Origin of the sequence: Enterococcus columbae DSM 7374 = ATCC 51263 (assembly GCF_000406925.1) — a bacterium.
GTDB classification, from domain to species: Bacteria; Bacillota; Bacilli; order Lactobacillales; family Enterococcaceae; genus Enterococcus_E; species Enterococcus_E columbae.
In genome coordinates this window covers 302,425-322,461 of the sequence record NZ_KE136347.1, presented here as the reverse complement: position 1 = coordinate 322,461, position 20,037 = coordinate 302,425, and the positions used below count along the sequence as shown (strand labels likewise).

At 36.2% G+C, this 20,037-nt stretch carries 15 protein-coding genes; 1 reads left to right on the top strand and 14 read right to left on the bottom strand.

Features of this window, described 5'->3' with window-relative positions; all coding sequences use genetic code 11:
* Positions 1–55: 55 nt before the first annotated feature.
* The 7 genes from RK02_RS01585 to RK02_RS01555 all read right to left on the bottom strand — a co-directional run bounded on the left by RK02_RS01585 (position 56) and on the right by RK02_RS01555 (position 10,589).
* On the bottom strand, positions 56–871 hold the full coding sequence (locus RK02_RS01585) for a DUF1803 domain-containing protein (RefSeq protein ID WP_016182484.1): 816 nt from the start codon (positions 869–871) through the stop codon (positions 56–58).
* Between the two features lie 172 nt (positions 872–1,043).
* A complete protein-coding gene (locus RK02_RS01580) occupies positions 1,044–1,973 on the bottom strand; it encodes a manganese-dependent inorganic pyrophosphatase (protein WP_016182483.1) in 930 nt (309 codons plus the stop codon).
* Between the two features lie 92 nt (positions 1,974–2,065).
* Positions 2,066–2,833: a pyruvate formate-lyase-activating protein gene (pflA, locus tag RK02_RS01575; protein ID WP_016182482.1), complete on the bottom strand. Its 768-nt coding sequence runs from the start codon at positions 2,831–2,833 to the stop codon at positions 2,066–2,068.
* A gap of 136 nt (positions 2,834–2,969) precedes the next feature.
* Complete coding sequence (gene pflB, locus RK02_RS01570; RefSeq protein ID WP_016182481.1) at positions 2,970–5,252, bottom strand: formate C-acetyltransferase; 2,283 nt, start codon at positions 5,250–5,252, stop codon at positions 2,970–2,972.
* 275 nt (positions 5,253–5,527) lie between these two features.
* A complete protein-coding gene (parC, locus tag RK02_RS01565) occupies positions 5,528–7,987 on the bottom strand; it encodes a DNA topoisomerase IV subunit A (protein WP_016182480.1) in 2,460 nt (819 codons plus the stop codon).
* An 11-nt stretch (positions 7,988–7,998) separates the two neighbouring features.
* Positions 7,999–10,023 carry a DNA topoisomerase IV subunit B gene (gene parE / locus RK02_RS01560; protein WP_016182479.1) on the bottom strand — a complete coding sequence of 675 codons (2,025 nt, stop codon included), beginning with the start codon at positions 10,021–10,023 and terminating at the stop codon, positions 7,999–8,001.
* A gap of 143 nt (positions 10,024–10,166) precedes the next feature.
* On the bottom strand, positions 10,167–10,589 hold the full coding sequence (locus RK02_RS01555; RefSeq protein ID WP_016182478.1) for a CoA-binding protein: 423 nt from the start codon (positions 10,587–10,589) through the stop codon (positions 10,167–10,169).
* Between the two features lie 133 nt (positions 10,590–10,722).
* On the opposite strand from RK02_RS01555, the gene plsY reads away from it, so the two are divergent.
* On the top strand, positions 10,723–11,352 hold the full coding sequence (plsY, locus tag RK02_RS01550; protein ID WP_016182477.1) for a glycerol-3-phosphate 1-O-acyltransferase PlsY: 630 nt from the start codon (positions 10,723–10,725) through the stop codon (positions 11,350–11,352).
* A gap of 82 nt (positions 11,353–11,434) precedes the next feature.
* Here plsY and RK02_RS01545 read toward each other — a convergent pair whose 3' ends face one another.
* The 7 genes from RK02_RS01545 to dprA all read right to left on the bottom strand — a co-directional run bounded on the left by RK02_RS01545 (position 11,435) and on the right by dprA (position 19,988).
* Positions 11,435–12,307: an aldose 1-epimerase family protein gene (locus RK02_RS01545; protein ID WP_016182476.1), complete on the bottom strand. Its 873-nt coding sequence runs from the start codon at positions 12,305–12,307 to the stop codon at positions 11,435–11,437.
* Between the two features lie 13 nt (positions 12,308–12,320).
* Positions 12,321–13,109 (bottom strand): GTP-sensing pleiotropic transcriptional regulator CodY, encoded by a 789-nt coding sequence (gene codY, locus RK02_RS01540; protein WP_016182475.1) that lies wholly within the window; start codon positions 13,107–13,109, stop codon positions 12,321–12,323.
* A gap of 22 nt (positions 13,110–13,131) precedes the next feature.
* Entirely contained in the window at positions 13,132–14,535 is a 1,404-nt protein-coding gene (gene hslU, locus RK02_RS01535; RefSeq protein WP_016182474.1) for an ATP-dependent protease ATPase subunit HslU, read from the bottom strand.
* Between the two features lie 11 nt (positions 14,536–14,546).
* A complete protein-coding gene (gene hslV / locus RK02_RS01530) occupies positions 14,547–15,095 on the bottom strand; it encodes an ATP-dependent protease subunit HslV (RefSeq protein WP_016182473.1) in 549 nt (182 codons plus the stop codon).
* Positions 15,096–15,474: 379 nt separating this feature from the next.
* Positions 15,475–16,782 carry an FADH(2)-oxidizing methylenetetrahydrofolate--tRNA-(uracil(54)-C(5))-methyltransferase TrmFO gene (gene trmFO, locus RK02_RS01525; RefSeq protein ID WP_016182472.1) on the bottom strand — a complete coding sequence of 436 codons (1,308 nt, stop codon included), beginning with the start codon at positions 16,780–16,782 and terminating at the stop codon, positions 15,475–15,477.
* A 17-nt stretch (positions 16,783–16,799) separates the two neighbouring features.
* Complete coding sequence (gene topA / locus RK02_RS01520) at positions 16,800–18,878, bottom strand: type I DNA topoisomerase (RefSeq protein ID WP_016182471.1); 2,079 nt, start codon at positions 18,876–18,878, stop codon at positions 16,800–16,802.
* Between the two features lie 231 nt (positions 18,879–19,109).
* The gene (gene dprA / locus RK02_RS01515) at positions 19,110–19,988 is read right to left on the bottom strand and encodes a DNA-processing protein DprA (protein ID WP_016182470.1); all 879 of its coding nucleotides are present in this window, start codon (positions 19,986–19,988) and stop codon (positions 19,110–19,112) included.
* Between the last annotated feature and the right edge of the window lie 49 nt (positions 19,989–20,037).

The window sequence follows — 20,037 nt, the reverse complement described above, 5'->3', positions numbered from 1 at the left end:
TTTCTGAAAATAAAAATATTTTTAGAAAAAACAGGTTATTTTGCATTCTAGTCATTTATTTAATTTTTTGGACTTGTTCAACATTTAATTGTTGCATTAAATCCGCCAATATTTGTCGCTGTTCAATTGCTGAATAATTATCAAACAGTTGAAAAATAGCTTCAAAATTCTCAAGTGTCTCTTCTTCACCCACTATGACATCTTTCGCAATCATTAGCCGTTCATCCACAGCTTGAATTAAACCAAACTTTTCTGCTGATGATACAAAAATTGATCCACGAATACGCCGCCGACCTTTTTTGATTTTTTCAATTAGCACTTCAATCTGATCGAGATAATAAATCACGTCAACATCACCAATTAACGTATACATCTCTTGGTGAGCATCGAGATGATTTTGGGTAGCACAAGCCGTAAAATAAGTTGCAACATTCGTCTGTCTGGGATTTTTATATAGAATTTGCCAACTAAAATATGGCGTTTGATAGGTCTTGAAATAGGCAAGTTGGTCAGTCTTCACTAAATAAAAATCCTCAGCACTAATGGCTTTTAGCCGATTAGCCAATTGCATCAGTAAATGACGGTTCAATAAAGTAGGATCAACCGAAAATTGCGGATCAACTAAGCTACTCTTTTCGTTCAAAATTTCCCCACCAAAAGTATAGCGGCGATTTTCACGAATGATAATCTTGGCCGCAATAAGCTTTTCTAAATTCTTTTCAAAAAGATGTTCATCAGCAAATTGCTTTTTTAACTCTCGTAAAATCACTGAATCATGATTGATTAAATAATCAACTAATCGATCAAAAAAAGGACTTTCAATAATTGCTTGAACAGTTTGATAGTTTTTCCCATACAGGTAATTCATCATTGGTAAAAAACTCCTCATAATAATTTTATTTTTTTCTATTAAAATCAACAAACTTTAAACCGCTTTGTTTCTTCAAGGCAAAAAAATCCATGAAAAAGCAAGCCACATAACATACACCAATTTTAGTGTTTATTTGACAAACTTTCTCATGGATCATCGCTATTGATAGTTTTTAGGCTTGGAAAGCTGCTGTGATTTGAGGAACAACTTGTTTCTTACGTGAAACCACACCTTTAAGCAAAGCACGTTGATTCACCAATTTCACATCAAAAGCTGCTTCGATTTTTTCTTTCGGTTCACCCACCACTAAGATCTCAGAATCGCTATCTAAAATATTGGTTACAACTAAAACAAACAAATCATAGCCATTTTGTTCATTGGCCGCTTGCATCGCAGCCTCTAACTCAGCTTGACGAGCAAACACTTCTGCTAAATCAACGGTATTCACTTGAGCAATACGTACGTTTTTATCGGCCATTGGGAAGCTTTTCGCATCTAAATCAATTAATTCAGCAGCAGCTTTATCGCCTAAATTAGTCCCTGCTTTTAACATTTCTAAACCATAAGTCTCTAAATCTACACCAGCAATGGTTGCAAGCTCTTTAGCAGCAGCCACATCTTCAGGGGTGCAGGTTGGTGATTTAAATAATAAGGTATCAGAAACAATCGCTGATAACATCATACCGGCAATTGCTTTTGGCACTTCAACATTTGCTTCTTTATATAATTTTAAAATAATGGTTGAAGTGCAGCCAACTGGTTCAGCACGATAATATAATGGATCGGCTGTTTGGAAGTTAGCAATACGGTGATGATCAACCACTGCTAAAACTTCAACATTTTCAATATCCGCAACACTTTGTTGAAATTCATTGTGATCGACTAACATAACTTGTTCTACTTCGTTCGCTACAGTAGTCACAACCCTTGGTGCTGCTAAACCAAAATGATTTAAAGCAAAAGCTGTTTCTTCATTTGGTTCACCTAAGGCTACCGCTTCTACGTCCTTACCTAATTCTTTTTGTAAATTGGCAAATGCAATCGCTGCGCCAATTGCATCAGTATCTGGATTTTGATGTCCGAAAACTAAAATTTTTGACATATCATTCGCTCCTATTCATCAATGTTTACCAATTCATCATAACAAAAATCGAGAAAGAATCAATATCTAATGATTGCTTTCTCGATTTTTTTCTATTTTTCTAGATATTTTTTATATTGATCGACGTGCAATAATTGTTTGGCATTTTCCACGCGTTCTTTTTCTGGCGGATTGATTCCTTCTAATGGATAGTCTAAACCAAGTTTTTCCCATTTGAATTTCCCCATTGTGTGATAAGGTAAAACTTCGACTTTCTCAACATTTTCCAACGTCTGAATAAATTGATCGAGGCGAATCAATAAATCATCATAATCCGTTCTTTCAGGTACTAAAACATGACGAATCCATACTGGTTGTTTCACATCAGATAAGTATTTAGCCATTTCTAAAATATTTTCATTGCCTAAACTTGTTAATTGCTTATGACCTTCATTATCAATATGTTTAATATCAAATAAAATTAAATCAGTATACGTTAACAATTCATTGAATTTACTAAAGAAAGGTTCCTCTTTAGTGAAAGGTTTGCCACAAGTATCTAAAGTCGTATGTATGCCTTGTTCTTTAGCTTTTTTGAATAAATCAATTAAGAAATCAAGCTGTAATAAAGGTTCTCCACCACTAACTGTAATACCGCCATCTTTTCCCCAGTACGCACGATACTTTAATGCTTCTTGTAAAACATCATCTGCTGAACGTTCTTTGGATGTATCAGTTTTCATCATCCAAGTATCAGGATTATGACAGAATTGGCAACGCATCTTGCATCCTTGTGTAAAAATGACAAAGCGTACGCCAGGACCATCGACGGTACCAAAATTTTCTGTTGAGTGAATCATACCAAGTGCTGAATTTGACATAGTTTTTTCTTCTCCAATCTGCATCATTTCACTTAAAAGCTACTGCAATATTGAACAATATTCAATAATTAATGAGAAAACTTTTAAGTAAAAAAGGATGACAATTGCTTGTCATCCTCTCATTACATTCAAACGATTATAGTCTGTCGTGTGAAGTTCTTGAAATAACGTCTGCTTGTTGTTCAGGAGTTAAATCACGGAACTTAACGGCATAACCAGATACACGAATAGTCAAGTTTGGATATTTTTCTGGATGAGCTTGTGCATCTAGTAATAATTCATTTGTAAATACGTTTACGTTTAAGTGGTAACCACCTTTATCGAAGTAACCATCTAACACGTTACGTAAGTTGTTAATACGTGTTTCATCATCTTTACCTAAACCATTAGGATTAATTGTTTGGGTATTTGAAATACCGTCTAAAGCGTTACGGTAGTTCAAACGAGCTGTTGAGTTTAATGAAGCTAATAAACCGTTCTTTTCGCCCAAGAACTTACCATCTTGATATGAAGGGTTTGCACCTGGCGCTAATGGTTTACCTGCACGACGTCCGTCTGGTGTATTACCAGTAGCTTTACCATAAACTACGTTAGATGTAATTGTTAACAATGACGTAGTAGGTGTAGAGTTACGGTAAGTATGTTGACGTTTAATTTGAGTCATGAAGTATTCTAAGATCCAGTTTGCCATTGCATCGGCTTCTTCATTGTCGTTACCATAAGTTGGGAATTCGTTTTGTGGTACATAGTCAATAGCCATACCATCTTCATCACGGATAACTTTCACATTACCATGTTTAATCGCCATGATTGAGTCAGTAGCATGAGAAATACCAGCAATACCTGTCGCAAATGTACGACGTAGGTTAGAATCCATGAAGGCTAATTGTGGTGCTTCATAAGCATATTTATCATGCATATAGTGAATGACATTTAATGTATTTACATACAATTCAGCTAACCAATCTAAGATATCTTTATAGCGTTCCATAAATTCATGGAAGTCTAAGGTTTCACCAGTCATTGGACGGAATTTAGGTGCAACTTGCATCTTAGTCTTTTCATCGACCCCACCGTTGATTGCATAAAGAACCGCTTTTGCAAGGTTCGCACGTGCACCGAAGAATTGCATATCTTTACCCATTACAGTTGCAGATACACAACATGCGATTGCACAGTCATCAGAACCCCAGTTTGCACGTAATAAATCATCATTTTCAAATTGGATTGAAGAACTTTGTTTAGCGATTTTAGCTGCATAAGTTCTGAATCCTTCTGGTAAATGTGAAGAATAAAGTACAGTTAAGTTTGGTTCTGGAGAAGGTCCCATATTTGTTAAAGTGTGTAAGATACGGAAATCATTCTTAGTAACTAATGAACGACCATCTAAGCCCATACCAGCGATTGATAAAGTAGCCCAAATTGGATAACCAGAGAATAATTGGTTGTATTCAGGTGTACGAGCAAATTTAACCATACGTAATTTCATAATTAAGTGGTCAATTAATTCTTGTGCTTCAAATTCAGTGATTACACCGTTTTCTAAGTCACGTTGAATATAGATATCTAAGAATGCTGAGATACGACCGATTGACATAGCCGCACCGTTTTGAGATTTAATCGCTCCTAGGTAACCGAAGTATAACCATTGGATAGCTTCTTGTGCGTTCTCAGCTGGACGAGAAATATCAAATCCGTAAGAAGCAGCCATTTTCTTCAAGTCATTTAATGCACGGTATTGTTCAGCAATTTCTTCACGTAAACGAATAACATCATCCGTCATTACTTTGTTACCAGTTAAATCATGATCTTTCTTCTTTTGTTCCATTAAGAAGTCAATACCATATAAAGCGACACGGCGGTAATCTCCAATGATACGTCCACGACCGTAAGCATCTGGTAGACCAGTAATAATTTTGTTCTTACGTGCTAAACGCATTTCATCAGTATACGCATCGAATACACCTTGGTTGTGTGTCTTACGCCATTCTGTGAAAATTTTTGTCATTTCAGGATCTTCTTCATAACCATTTGAAGTTAACGCTGTGTTGGCCATACGAATACCACCAAATGGCATAAACGCTTGTTTCAATGGTACATCTGTTTGTAAACCAACGATTTTTTCTTCTTCTTTGATTAAATAGCCAGGACCGTGTGATGTAATTGTTGCTGGAATGTTGTTATCCATGTCGTATACACCATTTTGTTGGTGTTGAATTTCAAACAACTCTTGAAGTTTTGTCCAAAGTTTTTCAGTACTTGGTGCAGCTGGTTCTAAGAAGCTATCATCCCCACGATATTCAGTGTAGTTTTGTTGGATAAAAGCACGAGTATTTACTTCATGTTTCCAGTCGCTTCCTTTAAAGCCCTTCCAAGCAGATTCGTTAAAAGTTTCTAATTTGTTTGTAACTGATGTCATTATCAGGTCCTCCTTAATACTTATAAAAAGTATGTAACAGTTTTTACATGTTCAGTATAACACATACCTCCGTTTTTGCAAGCCCATTCATACAATTTTTTTTAACAAAAAAGCTAAAATAATAGCTGTTATTCTAGGAATCGTTGATATGACAAGGTTTTCATTTTGTGAATTATGTAATTATTTTTTTGTGTATTTTTTTATAAATTTAGCACAGAAGAAAAATCTGTCTTGATACAGATTTCTTCTGTGCTATTTGTTTTGTAACAGCTTACTTATTCAGTTGGCAAATCTTCTTGTGGAGCAGTAATGATTGGCTGAACAGCAATAACAAGGCCTCCATCTTGTTCATCTAGCATCATCGACCCATTCGATGTCCGTTCAGCAATTGGGAAATCAAGTCCAGTGAATGGATAGCTTTGACCTTTTTGATTGAACATCGTATAGCCTTGAGTGTCCCCTTCAGCCATAAAGACTACGCGGTGTGGATTTTTCTTTAATTCTCTAAAGATCATCAAGCCACGTTTTGCTCGTCCAGTTGTTGGCAGCTCTTGGGCCAACATTCGTTTAACTGCTGAGCGTTGAGAGACCAATAGAATAGGGGTATCGCCATTTGAATAAACCAATAAACCATTGACAACATAATCATCATTTTTTAAATTAATTGATTTGACCCCAGATGCTTTTGGACCTGAAATCGGCACTTGTTCTAAATTAAATCGTAAAGCATAGGCTTGATTAGTTACAACAAAAACATCTTGCAGGGCCTGTTCTTCTGTTAGATAAACATTTACCACTTCGTCATTTTCTTTTAGATTCATCATCGTAGCAAAGCGAGTCTTATAGGTGCGCCAAGGAGTAAATTCATCCATTTTTACCTGCTTAATCAGCCCTTGTTTAGAGATTAAAACAAAAGTAGCGACAGCTGACAATTCCTTATAGCTAAAAGCTGCAATGATATTTTCATCCACAGAAAGCTTTAAAATCGTTTGCGAAATATGTTCGCCAATTTCCTTCCATCTTAAATCAGGTAATTCATGAATTGGTCGGTAAATGACATTTCCTTTATTTGTTACTAACAATAAATGATCAAGAGTGTTTAATTGCTGACACATAATGAGGTAATCCGATTCTTTCATCGCCAATTCATCGAAATTCGATGCCGCATATGAACGCAAGCTACTGCGTTTCACATAGCCCTCTTTGGTTACCGTAACCATCACGTCTTCAGCAGCAATTAAGACTTCTGTTTCGATTTTAATCTCTTCAATTTCAGCTTGAATCTTCGTTAGACGCTCATTACCATATTTTTTCTTAATGTCTTTTAATTCTTGTTTGATAACCTTGAATAATTCAGCTTCGTTCGCAATGATTTTTTGTAAAGTTGCAATTTCAAGTGCCAGTTCTTCTGCTTCTTTTTGCAATTGGGTAATATCCGTATTCGTTAAGCGGTATAATTGCAGATTAACGATTGCTTCGGCTTGCTCGGCAGTAAATTGATGCTGGATAATCAAGTTATTCTTCGCATCTTTTTTATCTTTACTTGCACGAATCGTTTGAATCACTTCATCTAAAATCGACAAAGCTTTCATCAAGCCATCAACAATATGTTGTCTAGCTTGCGCTTTTTTCAATTCAAATTGACTGCGTTTTAATACAACTTCCTTACGATGCTGAATATAGCTAGTCAAAATATGTTTTAACCCAACCTGTTGCGGACGTTTTTGATCAATCGCCACCATATTAAAGTTATAGTTAATTTGTAATTCAGTATTTTTAAATAAATAATTTAATATACCTTCTGCATTGGCCTCTTTTTTTAACTCAACTACAATTTGCAAACCAGTTCGGTCACTTTCATCACGTACTTCAGCAATTCCTTCGATTTTTTTATTAATACGGATTTCATCAATTTTTCGAACTAAATTGGCTTTATTGACTTCATAAGGAATTTCATTAATAACAATCTGCTGTTTATTTCCCTTAATATTTTCAATAAACGTTTTTGAACGTAAGATAACCTTTCCTCGACCCGTTTCGTAGGCTTGCGCTAACTCTTTCGTTCCTTGTAGAATGCCTCCAGTTGGAAAATCTGGACCAGGAATATATTGCATTAATTGTTTTAACGAAGCATCAGGATGATCAATTAAATAAATAGTCCCATCAATCACTTCCGCTAAATTATGTGGGGGAATTTCCGTTGCATAACCAGCGGAAATCCCTGTTGAGCCATTTACCAATAGGTTGGGAAATTTAGCCGGCAAAACAGTTGGTTCTTTTTCTGAATCATCAAAATTCCAAACTAATTCTACGGTTTCTTTATCAATATCTTTTAGTAATTCTCCACTTAATTCGGATAATCGTGCTTCGGTATAACGCATCGCTGCTGGTGGATCCCCATCCATACTTCCGTTATTCCCATGCATTTCAATCAAGATTTCACGGAGTTTCCAATCCTGACTCATTCTGACCATCGCTTCATAGATACTACTATCGCCATGTGGGTGAAAAAAGCCCATGATATTTCCAACTGATTTAGCTGATTTACGAAAGGCCTTCTCAAAGGTATTGCCATCTTTATTCATAGCAAATAATATCCGGCGTTGAACGGGCTTTAGGCCATCACGAATATCCGGCAAAGCACGTTCTTGAATAATATATTTAGAATAACGACCAAAACGATCACCCATGACATCTTCAAGTGTCAGTTCTTCAATATTCTTTTCTTGTTCCAATCATAGCCCTCCTACAAATCAAAGATGCTTATTTCTTCGTATTGTGTTGACTCATCTGTTTGAGTGGTAGATGTCGGTTCATCTACTGTTCGGCGTTCCAAAATGCTGCCTTCTTCTTCTAAAGTAAATTGCACATGATTTTCAATCCATTTACGTCTAGGTTCAACTTTGCTACCCATCAAGGTAGTTACGCGACGTTCTGCTTGGGCCGCATCATCAATCCGAACACGAATTAAGGTTCTTGTCTCTGGATTCATGGTGGTTTCCCAAAGCTGTTCGGCATTCATTTCACCTAATCCTTTATAGCGTTGTAGCATGTAGCCTTTACCAACTTTTTTAATTTTAGCGCTTAACTCATCGTCCGTCCAAGCATACTCAATGACAGATTTTTTGCCACTTCCCTTAGAAACCTTGTAAAGTGGGGGTAAAGCAATATAAACCTTTCCTGCTTCAATTAAAGGTTTCATATAACGATAAAAGAAAGTAAGTAGTAATACTTGAATATGTGCACCGTCTGTATCCGCATCGGTCATGATGATAATCTTATCATAATTACAATCTTCAACGGAAAACTCAGGGCCAACTCCTGCGCCAATCGTGTAGATCATTGTATTGATTTCTTCATTTTTTAGAATTTCTTGCATATTGGCCTTTTCGGTATTAATGACTTTCCCACGCAATGGTAAAATCGCTTGGAATTTCCGATCACGTCCTTGTTTAGCCGAACCACCGGCAGAATCCCCTTCGACTAAGTATAATTCATTTTTCTTGGCATTCTTTGATTGAGCCGGTGTTAATTTTCCAGATAAAAGAGACTCACCTTTTTTCTTTTTCTTACCTGTTCGACTTTCTTCACGTGCTTTTCTGGCAGCCTCTCTAGCTTCTCTAGCTTTGATTGCTTTACGAACAAGCATTTGACTCATTTCATTATTTTCTAAAAGGAAAAAGCTCAATTGTTCTGCTACTGTCGTATCCACAGCTGTACGAGCGGCTGAAGTACCTAATTTTTCTTTGGTTTGCCCTTCAAATTGTAATAAGCTTTCAACCACTTTGACTGACAATACTGCAGCCAGCCCTTCACGAAAATCGCTACCTTCAAGATTTTTATCTTTGTCTTTTAGTAAATTAACCTTACGAGCAAATTCATTAAAAGATTTAGTTAAAGCTGTCTTGAAACCAACCTCATGTGTTCCACCATCTTTAGTTCGCACATTATTAACAAAGGATAGGATATTTTCTGAGTAACCATCGTTATACTGGAAAGCAACCTCTAACTCGATGCCATCTTTTTCACCTGAGAAATAAATGACTGGAGTTAGCGTATCTTTTTCTTCATTTAAATAAGCGACAAATTCTTTGATTCCTTCTTCATAATGGAAAACCTCTTCAACAATTTCAGCGCCTCTTAAATCAGTCAACGTGATTTTAACATTGCGGAGTAAAAAGGCTGATTCTCTTAAGCGTTCAGCTAAAGTTTCATAAGAAAACTGAGTCGTTGAAAAAATCTTAGCATCTGGCTTGAAGTGTACCGTCGTCCCGTTGGCTTCTTTGGTTTTCCCTAAAGATTTTAAGGTTGTAACCGGTTTGCCACCGTCTGCAAATACTTGTTGGTATTTTTGACCGTCTCTGACAATTGTAACATCTAAATGACTAGATAAAGCATTCACCACGCTCGCCCCAACTCCGTGCAGACCACCTGAAGTTTTATAGCCACCTTGGCCAAATTTTCCTCCAGCATGTAATACAGTAAAAATAACTTCCACGGTTGGAATTCCAGAAGCATGCATTCCCACCGGCATTCCCCGACCAAAGTCCTGCACCGTAATACTATTATCTTTTTCAATTGTGACATTGATTTTATCGCCAAAACCAGCTAGAACTTCATCAACAGCATTGTCGACAATTTCATAAACTAAATGATGTAGTCCTCGACCATCTGTTGAGCCGATATACATTCCTGGACGTTTTCTAACCGCCTCAAGACCTTCCAATACCTGAATGGATTGATCATTATATTCATTGGTTTGTTTTGCCAAAATGAACGCTCCTTTTTACTTTCTCTTCATAAACTAAGAAACACCTCGAAACTGCGTTAATCATTTCAAAGTGTTTCCAACACTAAACGCTATTTTATCATATTTTATAGTCACAGTGTCAATCTTTTTATCGATTTAATCGACTAAGGCTGTTCAATCAAGCGTTGATATTCAATTTTAATACAGCGATCCATCACAAAATCCAAGCGATTAGCCTGCGTTAATATTTCAGCCGCTTGCTCATTTTCGATTCCTAGTTGTGCCCAAAAAATTTTAGCCTTCGTTTGAATAAATTCTTCTGCAATTCCTGGCAAAAATTCACTACGTCTAAAAATATTTACAATATCGATGGGTTCTTCTACCTCTTGTAAAGAAGCATACACCCTTTGACCCAAAATGGTTTGCCCGGCCATTTTAGGATTAATCGGAATAATTTTATAGCCCTTATCTTGCATAAAGGCACTAACTCGATGACTGGTTTTTTCTTCTTTTTCACTTAAGCCAATTACTGCAATTGTATGACTTTCTTTTAAATAGCTTGTTAATTTTTCATCTGATAATTCCATCACAAATCACTCCTCATTTAAACGCTACCCTTTTATTATACCACATTTAGAGATAAAGCTTTCAAAAAGAAAGATTGTTGTTCGTTATGTTTCATGATACAATCATGGTAGTTTTTATTTAAAGGTGGAAATTATGCTAAAATACTTTTTATTTATTGTTGCTTATTTGTTAGGCTCCATCCCATCAGGCGTGTGGATTGGTAAACTATTTTATCAAACGGATATTCGTAAACATGGTAGCGGAAATACTGGGACAACCAACACCTTTCGCGTACTTGGAAAAAAAGCAGGCATCGCTGTTTTATTTATCGATATTCTAAAAGGAACGTTAGCGACCTTGTTACCACAAATTTTCCATATCCAAAATATTAATCCGCTTTGGTATGGCGTTGCGGCTATTTTAGGTCATACGTTTCCAATTTTTGCCAACTTTAAAGGTGGCAAAGCTGTGGCGACTAGTGCAGGAATGTTGCTGGGTTATCAACCTCTCTTTTTTATTTATTCCTGTTTCATTTTTATCATTTGTCTATACTGCACTAGTATGGTTAGTTTATCAAGTATGATCGCAGCCGTTTTGATTACCCTCTCAACGATTTTTTTGCCGAATATTTGTCCATTGATCTTACCTAATCATAGTTGGCTCTTAACTGTCATCGCAATTGCAGTAAGTGTATTTATTTTTTATCGACACAAAGATAATATTCAACGAATTTTATCAGGAACTGAAAATAAAGTTCCTTTTGGTTTACGCAAGAAAAAATAAAAAAAGTCATTGGTTTACCTCAACTGGTTTACCAATGACTTTTTTTATTTCTATAAATGATGTAATTACCACAATCCGCTGATTATTTAACGGTTATGATATATTGATAGTGTTTAGCCTGTTTGGCATTTAACGTTTGAATCCCATATTTTTCAACCAATTGTCCATTTGTTGTCGTTACATCAGCCACACTTGCCCAAGGCTCAATACAGACAAAATTTGATGCGACTGGATATGTTGACCATAAGCCCACAAAAGGTAAATCCCGATAAGAGACCCTCACCTTACGTTTACCTTTTAGACTTTGTAAAGTAATCTGTACTTCATCTTGCGTAGTCTCAAAGACTAATGCATCATTTTTAAATAGCTCATGACTTAGTGGATAGACAGTATTCTCAGGCTGAGTAGCCGCTGATAAATCTAAGCAATTATCAACCAATGGGATTTGTTTTAAAAATTCACCTTTTTCAAAGATAAGCTGATAATCTTCAAAACTCAAACCTGACTCCAATGGTGCATTAAAGGCTGGATGTCCACCGATACCATAATACATCGGTTTTTCATCACTATTGACGACCTTATACTCAACAATCAATGACTCATCGACCAAGTGGTAAGAAACATATAATTCAAATAAAAAGGGAAAATGTTTGTGGGTTTGTTCATCAGCCTTCAGACAGAATGTGATTTCACTTGTTTGATGATCGACCACACTAAAAATCATATCCCGAGCAAAGCCATGACGAGATAAACTATAGCTTTGTTGCTCATATTGATAACGATTATCCTTCAAAGCCCCTACGATAGGGAATAAAATTGGTGCATGCTTCCCCCAATGATTAGGATCTGCCTGCCATAGATATTCTATTTGATGCTGCAAGTGAAATAAACTCTGTAACTCTGCACCCTTACTTTCAAAACTTGCTTTTAAATATTGATTTTGAATCGAATACATATTTTTTCCTCGTTTATCCTATTTTATTTAACTCATCTTTGAAGCGTTGATTGATAATTCTAAGATAAGTCCCCTTCATTCCTAATGAGCGCGATTCAATGATCCCTGCTGATTCTAACTTACGTAGTGCATTAACAATAACCGAACGAGTAATACCAATTTCATCTGCAATACTAGAAGCGGTTAGTCGACCTTCATCGCCTTCTAAAGCACTAAAGATTGCTTGCACTGCTTTTAATTCTGAATAAGATAAAGTATTAATAGCCATTTGAACAGCCGTTGCACTACGAATATCCTCTTCAATATTTCGCGATTTTTGGTACAAAATTTGCATCCCAACTACAGTCGCACTATATTCAGCTAAAACTAAATCATCTTCATTAAACGTATGATCTAATTTAGACAAAATAATTGTTCCCAATCGTTCACCTGCACCAAATATAGGAATAATTGTTGTCAGCCCATTAGGATATAATTCTCTAAATTCAATAGGAAAAGCCGTTAAATCATCACTAACTGGAATATTCGCTACTGTTTTTTCGATGTGATCAACCATGTCCGTATAGTTTTTTGGAAATTGTTTTTCCGTCAACATTTTTTTCACACGATCATTATTGACATCATGCTTTTCATTTACACCTAATAACTTACCTTCACTACTAATAATATAAGTGATGGTGTCCAAAATATCTCCCAAAATCATCGCCATACGATTGTACGGTAACCCACTTGTATTAATCAATGTATTTTTTTGCTGCAGCAATTCATTGATTTGTCGCGTTTTTTGTAATAAAGTCGTCATTTCATCTACCCCTAACTCTATTTTATAAAATGTAACGGCTCATATCCTCATCTTGAGCAATGTCATCTAATTTTTCAGCTACATAGCTTTCAGTAATAGTAATTTCACCCATTTGCATATCAGAGGCTTCAAACAACAAATCTTCCAATAACCTTTCTAAAATCGTATGCAGACGTCTAGCGCCAATATTGTCGGTATCTCGATTGACCTGATAAGCAATTTGTGCAATTTTTTCAATCGCTTCTTTAGTAAAGGTAACCTGAATATTTTCCGTAGCCAATAAAGCGATATATTGCTTCACTAAGGCGTTGTTTGGTTCAGTTAAAATTTTAACAAAATCTTCAGCTGTCAAATCATCTAATTCAACGCGAATTGGAAAACGACCTTGTAATTCTGGAATCAAGTCACTTGGTTTGGATAAATGAAAGGCCCCTGAAGCGATAAATAAAATATGATCGGTTTGAATCGGTCCATATTTTGTATTTACCTGCGAACCTTCAACGATTGGTAAAATATCGCGTTGGACTCCTTCACGTGACACTTCTCCAGATTGTTTTGATTTTGAAGTAATTTTATCAATTTCATCAATAAAAATAATTCCTGATGTTTCAGCTAATTTCAACGCTTCTGAATGAATATCTGCGTCATTAACAAGTTTAGAAGATTCTTCATTAATTAGTAATTCTCTAGCTTCTTTAACCGTCAAAGTACGAGAGATTTTCTTTCTTGGCTTCAACGCACCTAGTGTTTCTTGTAAATCAATCCCCATTTGCTCTAACCCATTATTTAAGCTAGGCATTTGTACTTTTGGTTCATCAATTTCAATCGTTACTTCTTTTTGATCAAGATAGCCTTTTTCTAACTGTTCATAGACTGCTTGACGCGTACTTCTAATTTCATCAGTTAATTCTTCTTTAACCTCATCTTGTGCTTGCCCTTGCATTCCTTGAAACATCGACATCATTTGTTCATACGGATTAGTGGATTTCTTTTGTTCTTTTTTAATTCCAGGTACCAATGCCTTCACTAAACGACGATTGGCTTTCTTCTCTGCCTGTACACGTACACGCGCATATTGTTGTTTTTTAACAATTTGAATGCCATTTTCTACTAAATCACGAACCATTGACTCGACATCGCGACCAACATAACCGACTTCAGTAAATTTTGTCGCCTCAACTTTGATAAATGGCGCTTGAACAATATGAGCTAGACGTCTAGCAATTTCTGTCTTACCGACTCCGGTTGGTCCGATCATTAGAATATTTTTAGGTGTGACATCCTGTTGCATTTTTTCATCTAATTGCATGCGACGATATCTATTACGAAGCGCTACTGCAACAGAGCGTTTGGCTTTTGCTTGACCAATAATATATTTATCTAATTCACCAACAATTTCTCTAGGTGTTTGTACTTGATTCAACACGTTATATCCTCCTAAAATTCTTCTACAATAATATTATGATTGGTAAATACACAAATATCTGCAGCAATACTCAAGGCATTCTTAGCAATTTGACTGGCAGATAGATTAGGATCGCCATATTGTTTCATCGCTCTTGCCGCTGCCATTGCATAATTGCCACCAGAACCGATGGCTAAAATCCCATCATCAGGAGCAATCACTTCACCTGTTCCAGAAACTAATAGCATTTCTTTGTCATTCATGACGATTAACATCGCTTCCAATTTTTGCATAGATTGTTGGGTCCGCCATTCTTGAGCTAATTCAACAGCTGCTCTTTGTAAGTTTCCATTAAACTCATTTAATTTACCTTCAAATTTTTCTTCTAAAGTGAATGCATCGGCAACACTACCAGCAAAACCTACCACGACTTGATTATTATAGATTCTTCTAACCTTACGAGCAGTTCCTTTCATCACGATTTTTTCGCCCATAGTTACCTGGCCATCACCAGCCATCGCAAACTTTCCATCTTTTTCAATTGCACAAATCGTTGTTGAATGAAATTGTGATTCAACCATTGAATTTCCTCCTTGTAAGCAAATAAATATCTAAACTGTTTAATTTTACAGAATTTTCTAACTGCTTATACAATTTACACTTTAACATAGCTTTTCTAAAATTACAATCAATTGTCAGAATTTTCTTTTTCACAGCTACAATAATAAAAATGTTATCATATTTTCGCAAAAAAGTTAGTTATTTTCGTTAAAAACTTAATAAAATATTTATCATTAAAAAAAAAGACTGTGCACTATCCAGCAAAAAATAGCCATTGATTAATGGTTTTAACACGATCTTAACTAAATGATTGAGATAGCTAAGAAGCCTTTTGCAAAGATATATACACAGTTAAATTTTTTAATATTTATTCACAAAATGATACTTCGATTATTTTACCTATAATTGATATTGATCTTTTACGGTTTCCAAAGCAGATAAAGCACGATTGGCTAGGGTTTCATAACGTAATTTCTTATCTTTAATTCGTTCTGGTAATTCAGGTAGTAACCCAAAATTAGCATTCATCGGTTGGAAATGTTTGCCTTCTGCATGCGTAATGTAATACGCCATACTACCAATCGCCGTTTCTCTAGGAAATTCAATTAGTTCTTCGCCCTTAGCTAAACGAGCGGCATTCATCCCCGCAATTAGTCCACTAGCTGCACTTTCTACATAGCCTTCTACTCCCGTCATTTGACCAGCAAAGAAAATTCGTTCATCTTTTCTCGATTGATAGGTTGGCAACAACAATTCAGGGGAATTCATAAAGCTATTACGATGCATCACACCATAGCGAACAAATTCAGCATTTTCTAAACCAGGAATCATTTGAAATACTCGTTTTTGTTCGCCCCATTTTAGATGGGTTTGAAAGCCGACGATATTATATAGTGAAGCGGCTGCATTATCTTGACGCAATTGAATAACAGCATATGGACGTTTACCCGTTTTAGGATCTTCTAAACCGACTGGCTTCATTGGGCCAAATAACATCGTTTTTTCTCCACGAGCCGCCATTACTTCAATTGGCATACAACCTTCAAAGTATTTTTCTTTCTCAAATTCCTTTAATGGTGCTACTTCAGCACTAATTAAAGCTTCACGGAAAGCTTCAAACTCTTCTTTAGTCATTGGACAATTTAGATAGGCTGCTTCACCTTTATCATAACGTGATTTTAAATATACTTTATCAAAGTTGATTGAAGATTTTTCAATAATTGGTGCGGCTGCATCATAAAAATAAAAGCCATCTGAACCATTGAAATCTTTAATTGTTTTGGATAATCCCTCTGAAGTAAGTGGGCCTGTTGCTACAACTGTAATCCCTTCTGGAAATGTGGTTACCTCTTCTTCAATCACGGTTACTAAAGGATGATTCTTCACTTTTTCTGTGACCATTGCTGAAAAAGTCTCACGGTCAACCGCTAAAGCGCCCCCCGCCGGCACACTGGTTGCATCAGCAGAAGCTAAAATCACCGAATTTAAACGGCGCATTTCTTCTTTTAATACTCCTACTGCATTTTGTAAGCTATTTCCACGTAATGAATTAGAACAAACTAATTCAGCAAACTGCGAAGTATGATGGGCAGGGGTTGATTTTTTCGGACGCATCTCATACAATCTCACCTCAACACCAGCTTGGGCGATTTGCCAAGCGGCTTCACTACCGGCAAGACCGGCACCTATTACATTTACAAAACTCATTCTTTTCTCCAATCTCTTTACTTTTGCACGGCTTCTTCATAATCACCATTTGGACAAACCACTTGCTTACCACCTTTAACCTTTTTCTCGACTAAATAGTGGTTGCATTTTGGACAATCGCGACCAATTGGTTTATCCCATGAAACAAAATCACACTCTGGATAGTGATTACAGCCATAGAAGACACGATTTTTTTTAGATTTTCGTTCAATAATTTGTCCTTGATGACATTTCGGACAAACTACACCGATTTCTTTGACAATCGGTTTGGTATTCCGACATTCTGGGAAATTACTACATGCATAAAACTTACCATATTTACCAAGTTTAATGACCATCGGATGACCACATTCATCACAATTGAATCCTGCTGGTTCGTCTTTGATTTGGATCTTTTCGATTTTTTCTTCCGCTGTTGCTAACTCTTTAGCAAATGGTTGGTAAAAACTATCAATTACTTGAACCCAATTTTCTTTTCCTTCCTCAACTAAATCCAAGCTATTTTCCATATCAGCAGTAAAGTGAATATCCACGATTTTAGGGAAAAAGTCCACGGTTAATGTATTCACAATCTCCCCTAATTCAGTTGGCTCAAAACGTTTTTGTGCCAATTTTACATAATAACGGCGCTGAATGGTATCTAGAGTTGGTGCATAAGTCGATGGACGACCTACACCATTTTCTTCTAAAGTTCGAATTAAAGTTGCTTCACTAAAGCGCGCTGGTGGTTGCGTAAAATGTTGTTTTGGTTCAACATCTACAGATTGCACTATCTCACCTTCAACTAGCTCAGGCAATAAATTCTCTTTTTCTTCTTTTCCGTCGTCACGACCTTCGATATACACTTTCATGAAGCCTTGGAATTTCACCTTGGAGCCATTGGCAATAAAAGTCACCCCATTTTGTTCTAAAGAAACCTTCATTGTATCCAAAACAGCCGGCGTCATTTGACTAGCCACAAAACGTGACCAGATTAAACGATAGAGCTTCATTTGGTCTTTATCTAAATACTGCTCGATACTTTCAGGTGTGCGTAAGGTACTGGTTGGTCGGATTGCCTCGTGTGCATCTTGTGCTCCTTGTGCATTGACAACTTTTTTACTATCATGAGCAGCATATTCCTGGCCAAACACTTCTTCAATATAGGCTGCTGCCTCCTGCTTTGCCGTATCTGCAATTCGTTTGGAGTCTGTACGCATGTAAGTAATTAACCCAACCGTTCCTTGTTTACCTAACGAAATTCCCTCATAAAGTTGTTGCGCCACCATCATCGTTTTGCGCGTTCTAAAGTTTAATTTTCTTGCAGCCTCTTGTTGTAAGCTACTTGTTGTAAATGGTGCTGCTGGATTACGCTTGCGTTCTTTTTTCTCAACTTTCGTTACTTGATATTCATCAGAGATTACTTTTTGTAAAACAGCTTGGACATCCTCAGCGTTAGCTAGCTTGACCTTCTCGCCAGCTACACCCCAAAAGCTTGCTTTGAATTTTTGGCGACCTTTTTTGAAATTGCCATCAATACTCCAATATTCTTCTGGTTCAAATTGACGAATTTCGTTTTCGCGATCAATAATCATTTTTAAGGCGATTGATTGTACCCGACCAGCACTCAAGCCCTTCTTCACTTTTTTCCAAAGAATCGGACTGATAGAATAACCGACCAAGCGATCCAATACACGTCTCGCTTGTTGGGCATCAACTAAATCTAAATTAATGCTTCTAGGCTCTTTAAATGCCGCCTTTACTGCATCTTTTGTAATTTCATTAAAAACAACGCGATTTTTTTCTGACAACGATAACCCTAAAATATGAGCCAAATGCCAAGCAATTGCCTCTCCTTCTCTATCCGGGTCACTTGCTAGAAAAACTTTATCAGCACGTTTAGCCGCTGCTCTTAAACTCTTAATCACATCGCCTTTTCCGCGAATCGAAATGTAATGTGGTTCATAATTATTTTCTACATCAATTCCCATTTTACTTTTAGGTAAATCTCTAACATGTCCCACGCTAGCGACTACTTTATAATTTTTTCCTAAATATTTTTCGATTGTTTTTGCTTTGGCTGGAGATTCTACGATTACCAAATATTTATACGCCATCGATTGTTGCTCCTTCCTGCAAATTTCTACTATATATATTATATATTTGCTACAATTGACAACATAAATCGTAACTCATAATAACTAGTCAATAAACGTTTGTCAAGAATCTTATGTTTGAAAAAAGAAAAATCACGTATTTCCTTAATTTCTTTTAATAGTCATTTAAACTGTTTTTCTAAAAAATATTTAACCTAAAACAAGTGCCGCTCACCTAGAGGTCGTGTTTTTTTAATAACTAAACTCTTCTAAAATATCCCACGCATTCATGACACACTTAGCACCTTCTTGTATTAATTTTAAGCCACCATTGAATCGGCCACTTAATACATCGCCAGGAACAATAAAGACTTGCCTTCCTTCATCTAAAGCAATTTGAGCGGTAATCAATGAGCCGCTCTTTTCTTTAGCCTCAATGACACACACACCTTGGGATAGACTGGCAATAATCCGATTACGCAACGGAAAATGATAACGTTTTACCAGAGTCCCTTTTGGGTATTCGCTAATAATTAATTGTTGACCTTTCATTCGTTCATAAGTTGAAAGCACTTCTTTGGGATAGCAAATATCTAAACCACAGCCAATTACTCCGATTGTATGCCCTTGATGATTCATCGCGGTCAAATGACTATGCACATCCACTCCTTTAGCCAACCCACTAGTGATACAAAAATCCTTCGCTACAAGTGGAGGAATCAAAGTTTCTAGTATTTGTAATGAATAATTACACGCCTGCCTTGAACCAACAAAAGCAATCTGGGGCTGATGAATAAGGGCAAGATTGCCAATATAGTATAAAACTATCGGTGGCTGATAGCTTTGCTTTAATAAAAAAGGATAATCACTTGAAAAATAGGTAATATATTGTTGATCTTTTAATAAATCAGTCAACCGTTCAACGGTTAAATACTCCCAATATTGCCTGAATTTCTCCAGATTTCGTTGAATTTGTAAAATTGTTGCTATCCTTTCAGCTGGATAACTTATAGCATTTTCATCCGGTTTATCTCGAAAATAATCGATACAGCACCATTTTTTTTGGATACTTAAAGGTAGATAACTTAATTTTAAACATAATTGCTCCTGTGGGGTTAATTCACTAAACACAAAAAATCCCTCCTTTTATATATAAATACTACAAAAGGAGAGAATATTT

Coding starts and splice junctions, on each gene's coding strand:
- RK02_RS01585 (WP_016182484.1), bottom strand. CDS start 871: ATGATGAATTACCTGTATGGGAAAAACTATCAAACTGTTCAAGCAATT.
- RK02_RS01580 (WP_016182483.1), bottom strand. CDS start 1,973: ATGTCAAAAATTTTAGTTTTCGGACATCAAAATCCAGATACTGATGCA.
- pflA (WP_016182482.1), bottom strand. CDS start 2,833: ATGTCAAATTCAGCACTTGGTATGATTCACTCAACAGAAAATTTTGGT.
- pflB (WP_016182481.1), bottom strand. CDS start 5,252: ATGACATCAGTTACAAACAAATTAGAAACTTTTAACGAATCTGCTTGG.
- RK02_RS01555 (WP_016182478.1), bottom strand. CDS start 10,589: ATGGAATTATCAGATGAAAAATTAACAAGCTATTTAAAAGAAAGTCAT.
- plsY (WP_016182477.1), top strand. CDS start 10,723: ATGCTAAAATACTTTTTATTTATTGTTGCTTATTTGTTAGGCTCCATC.
- RK02_RS01545 (WP_016182476.1), bottom strand. CDS start 12,307: ATGTATTCGATTCAAAATCAATATTTAAAAGCAAGTTTTGAAAGTAAG.
- codY (WP_016182475.1), bottom strand. CDS start 13,109: ATGACGACTTTATTACAAAAAACGCGACAAATCAATGAATTGCTGCAG.
- hslV (WP_016182473.1), bottom strand. CDS start 15,095: ATGGTTGAATCACAATTTCATTCAACAACGATTTGTGCAATTGAAAAA.
- trmFO (WP_016182472.1), bottom strand. CDS start 16,782: ATGAGTTTTGTAAATGTAATAGGTGCCGGTCTTGCCGGTAGTGAAGCC.
- topA (WP_016182471.1), bottom strand. CDS start 18,878: ATGGCGTATAAATATTTGGTAATCGTAGAATCTCCAGCCAAAGCAAAA.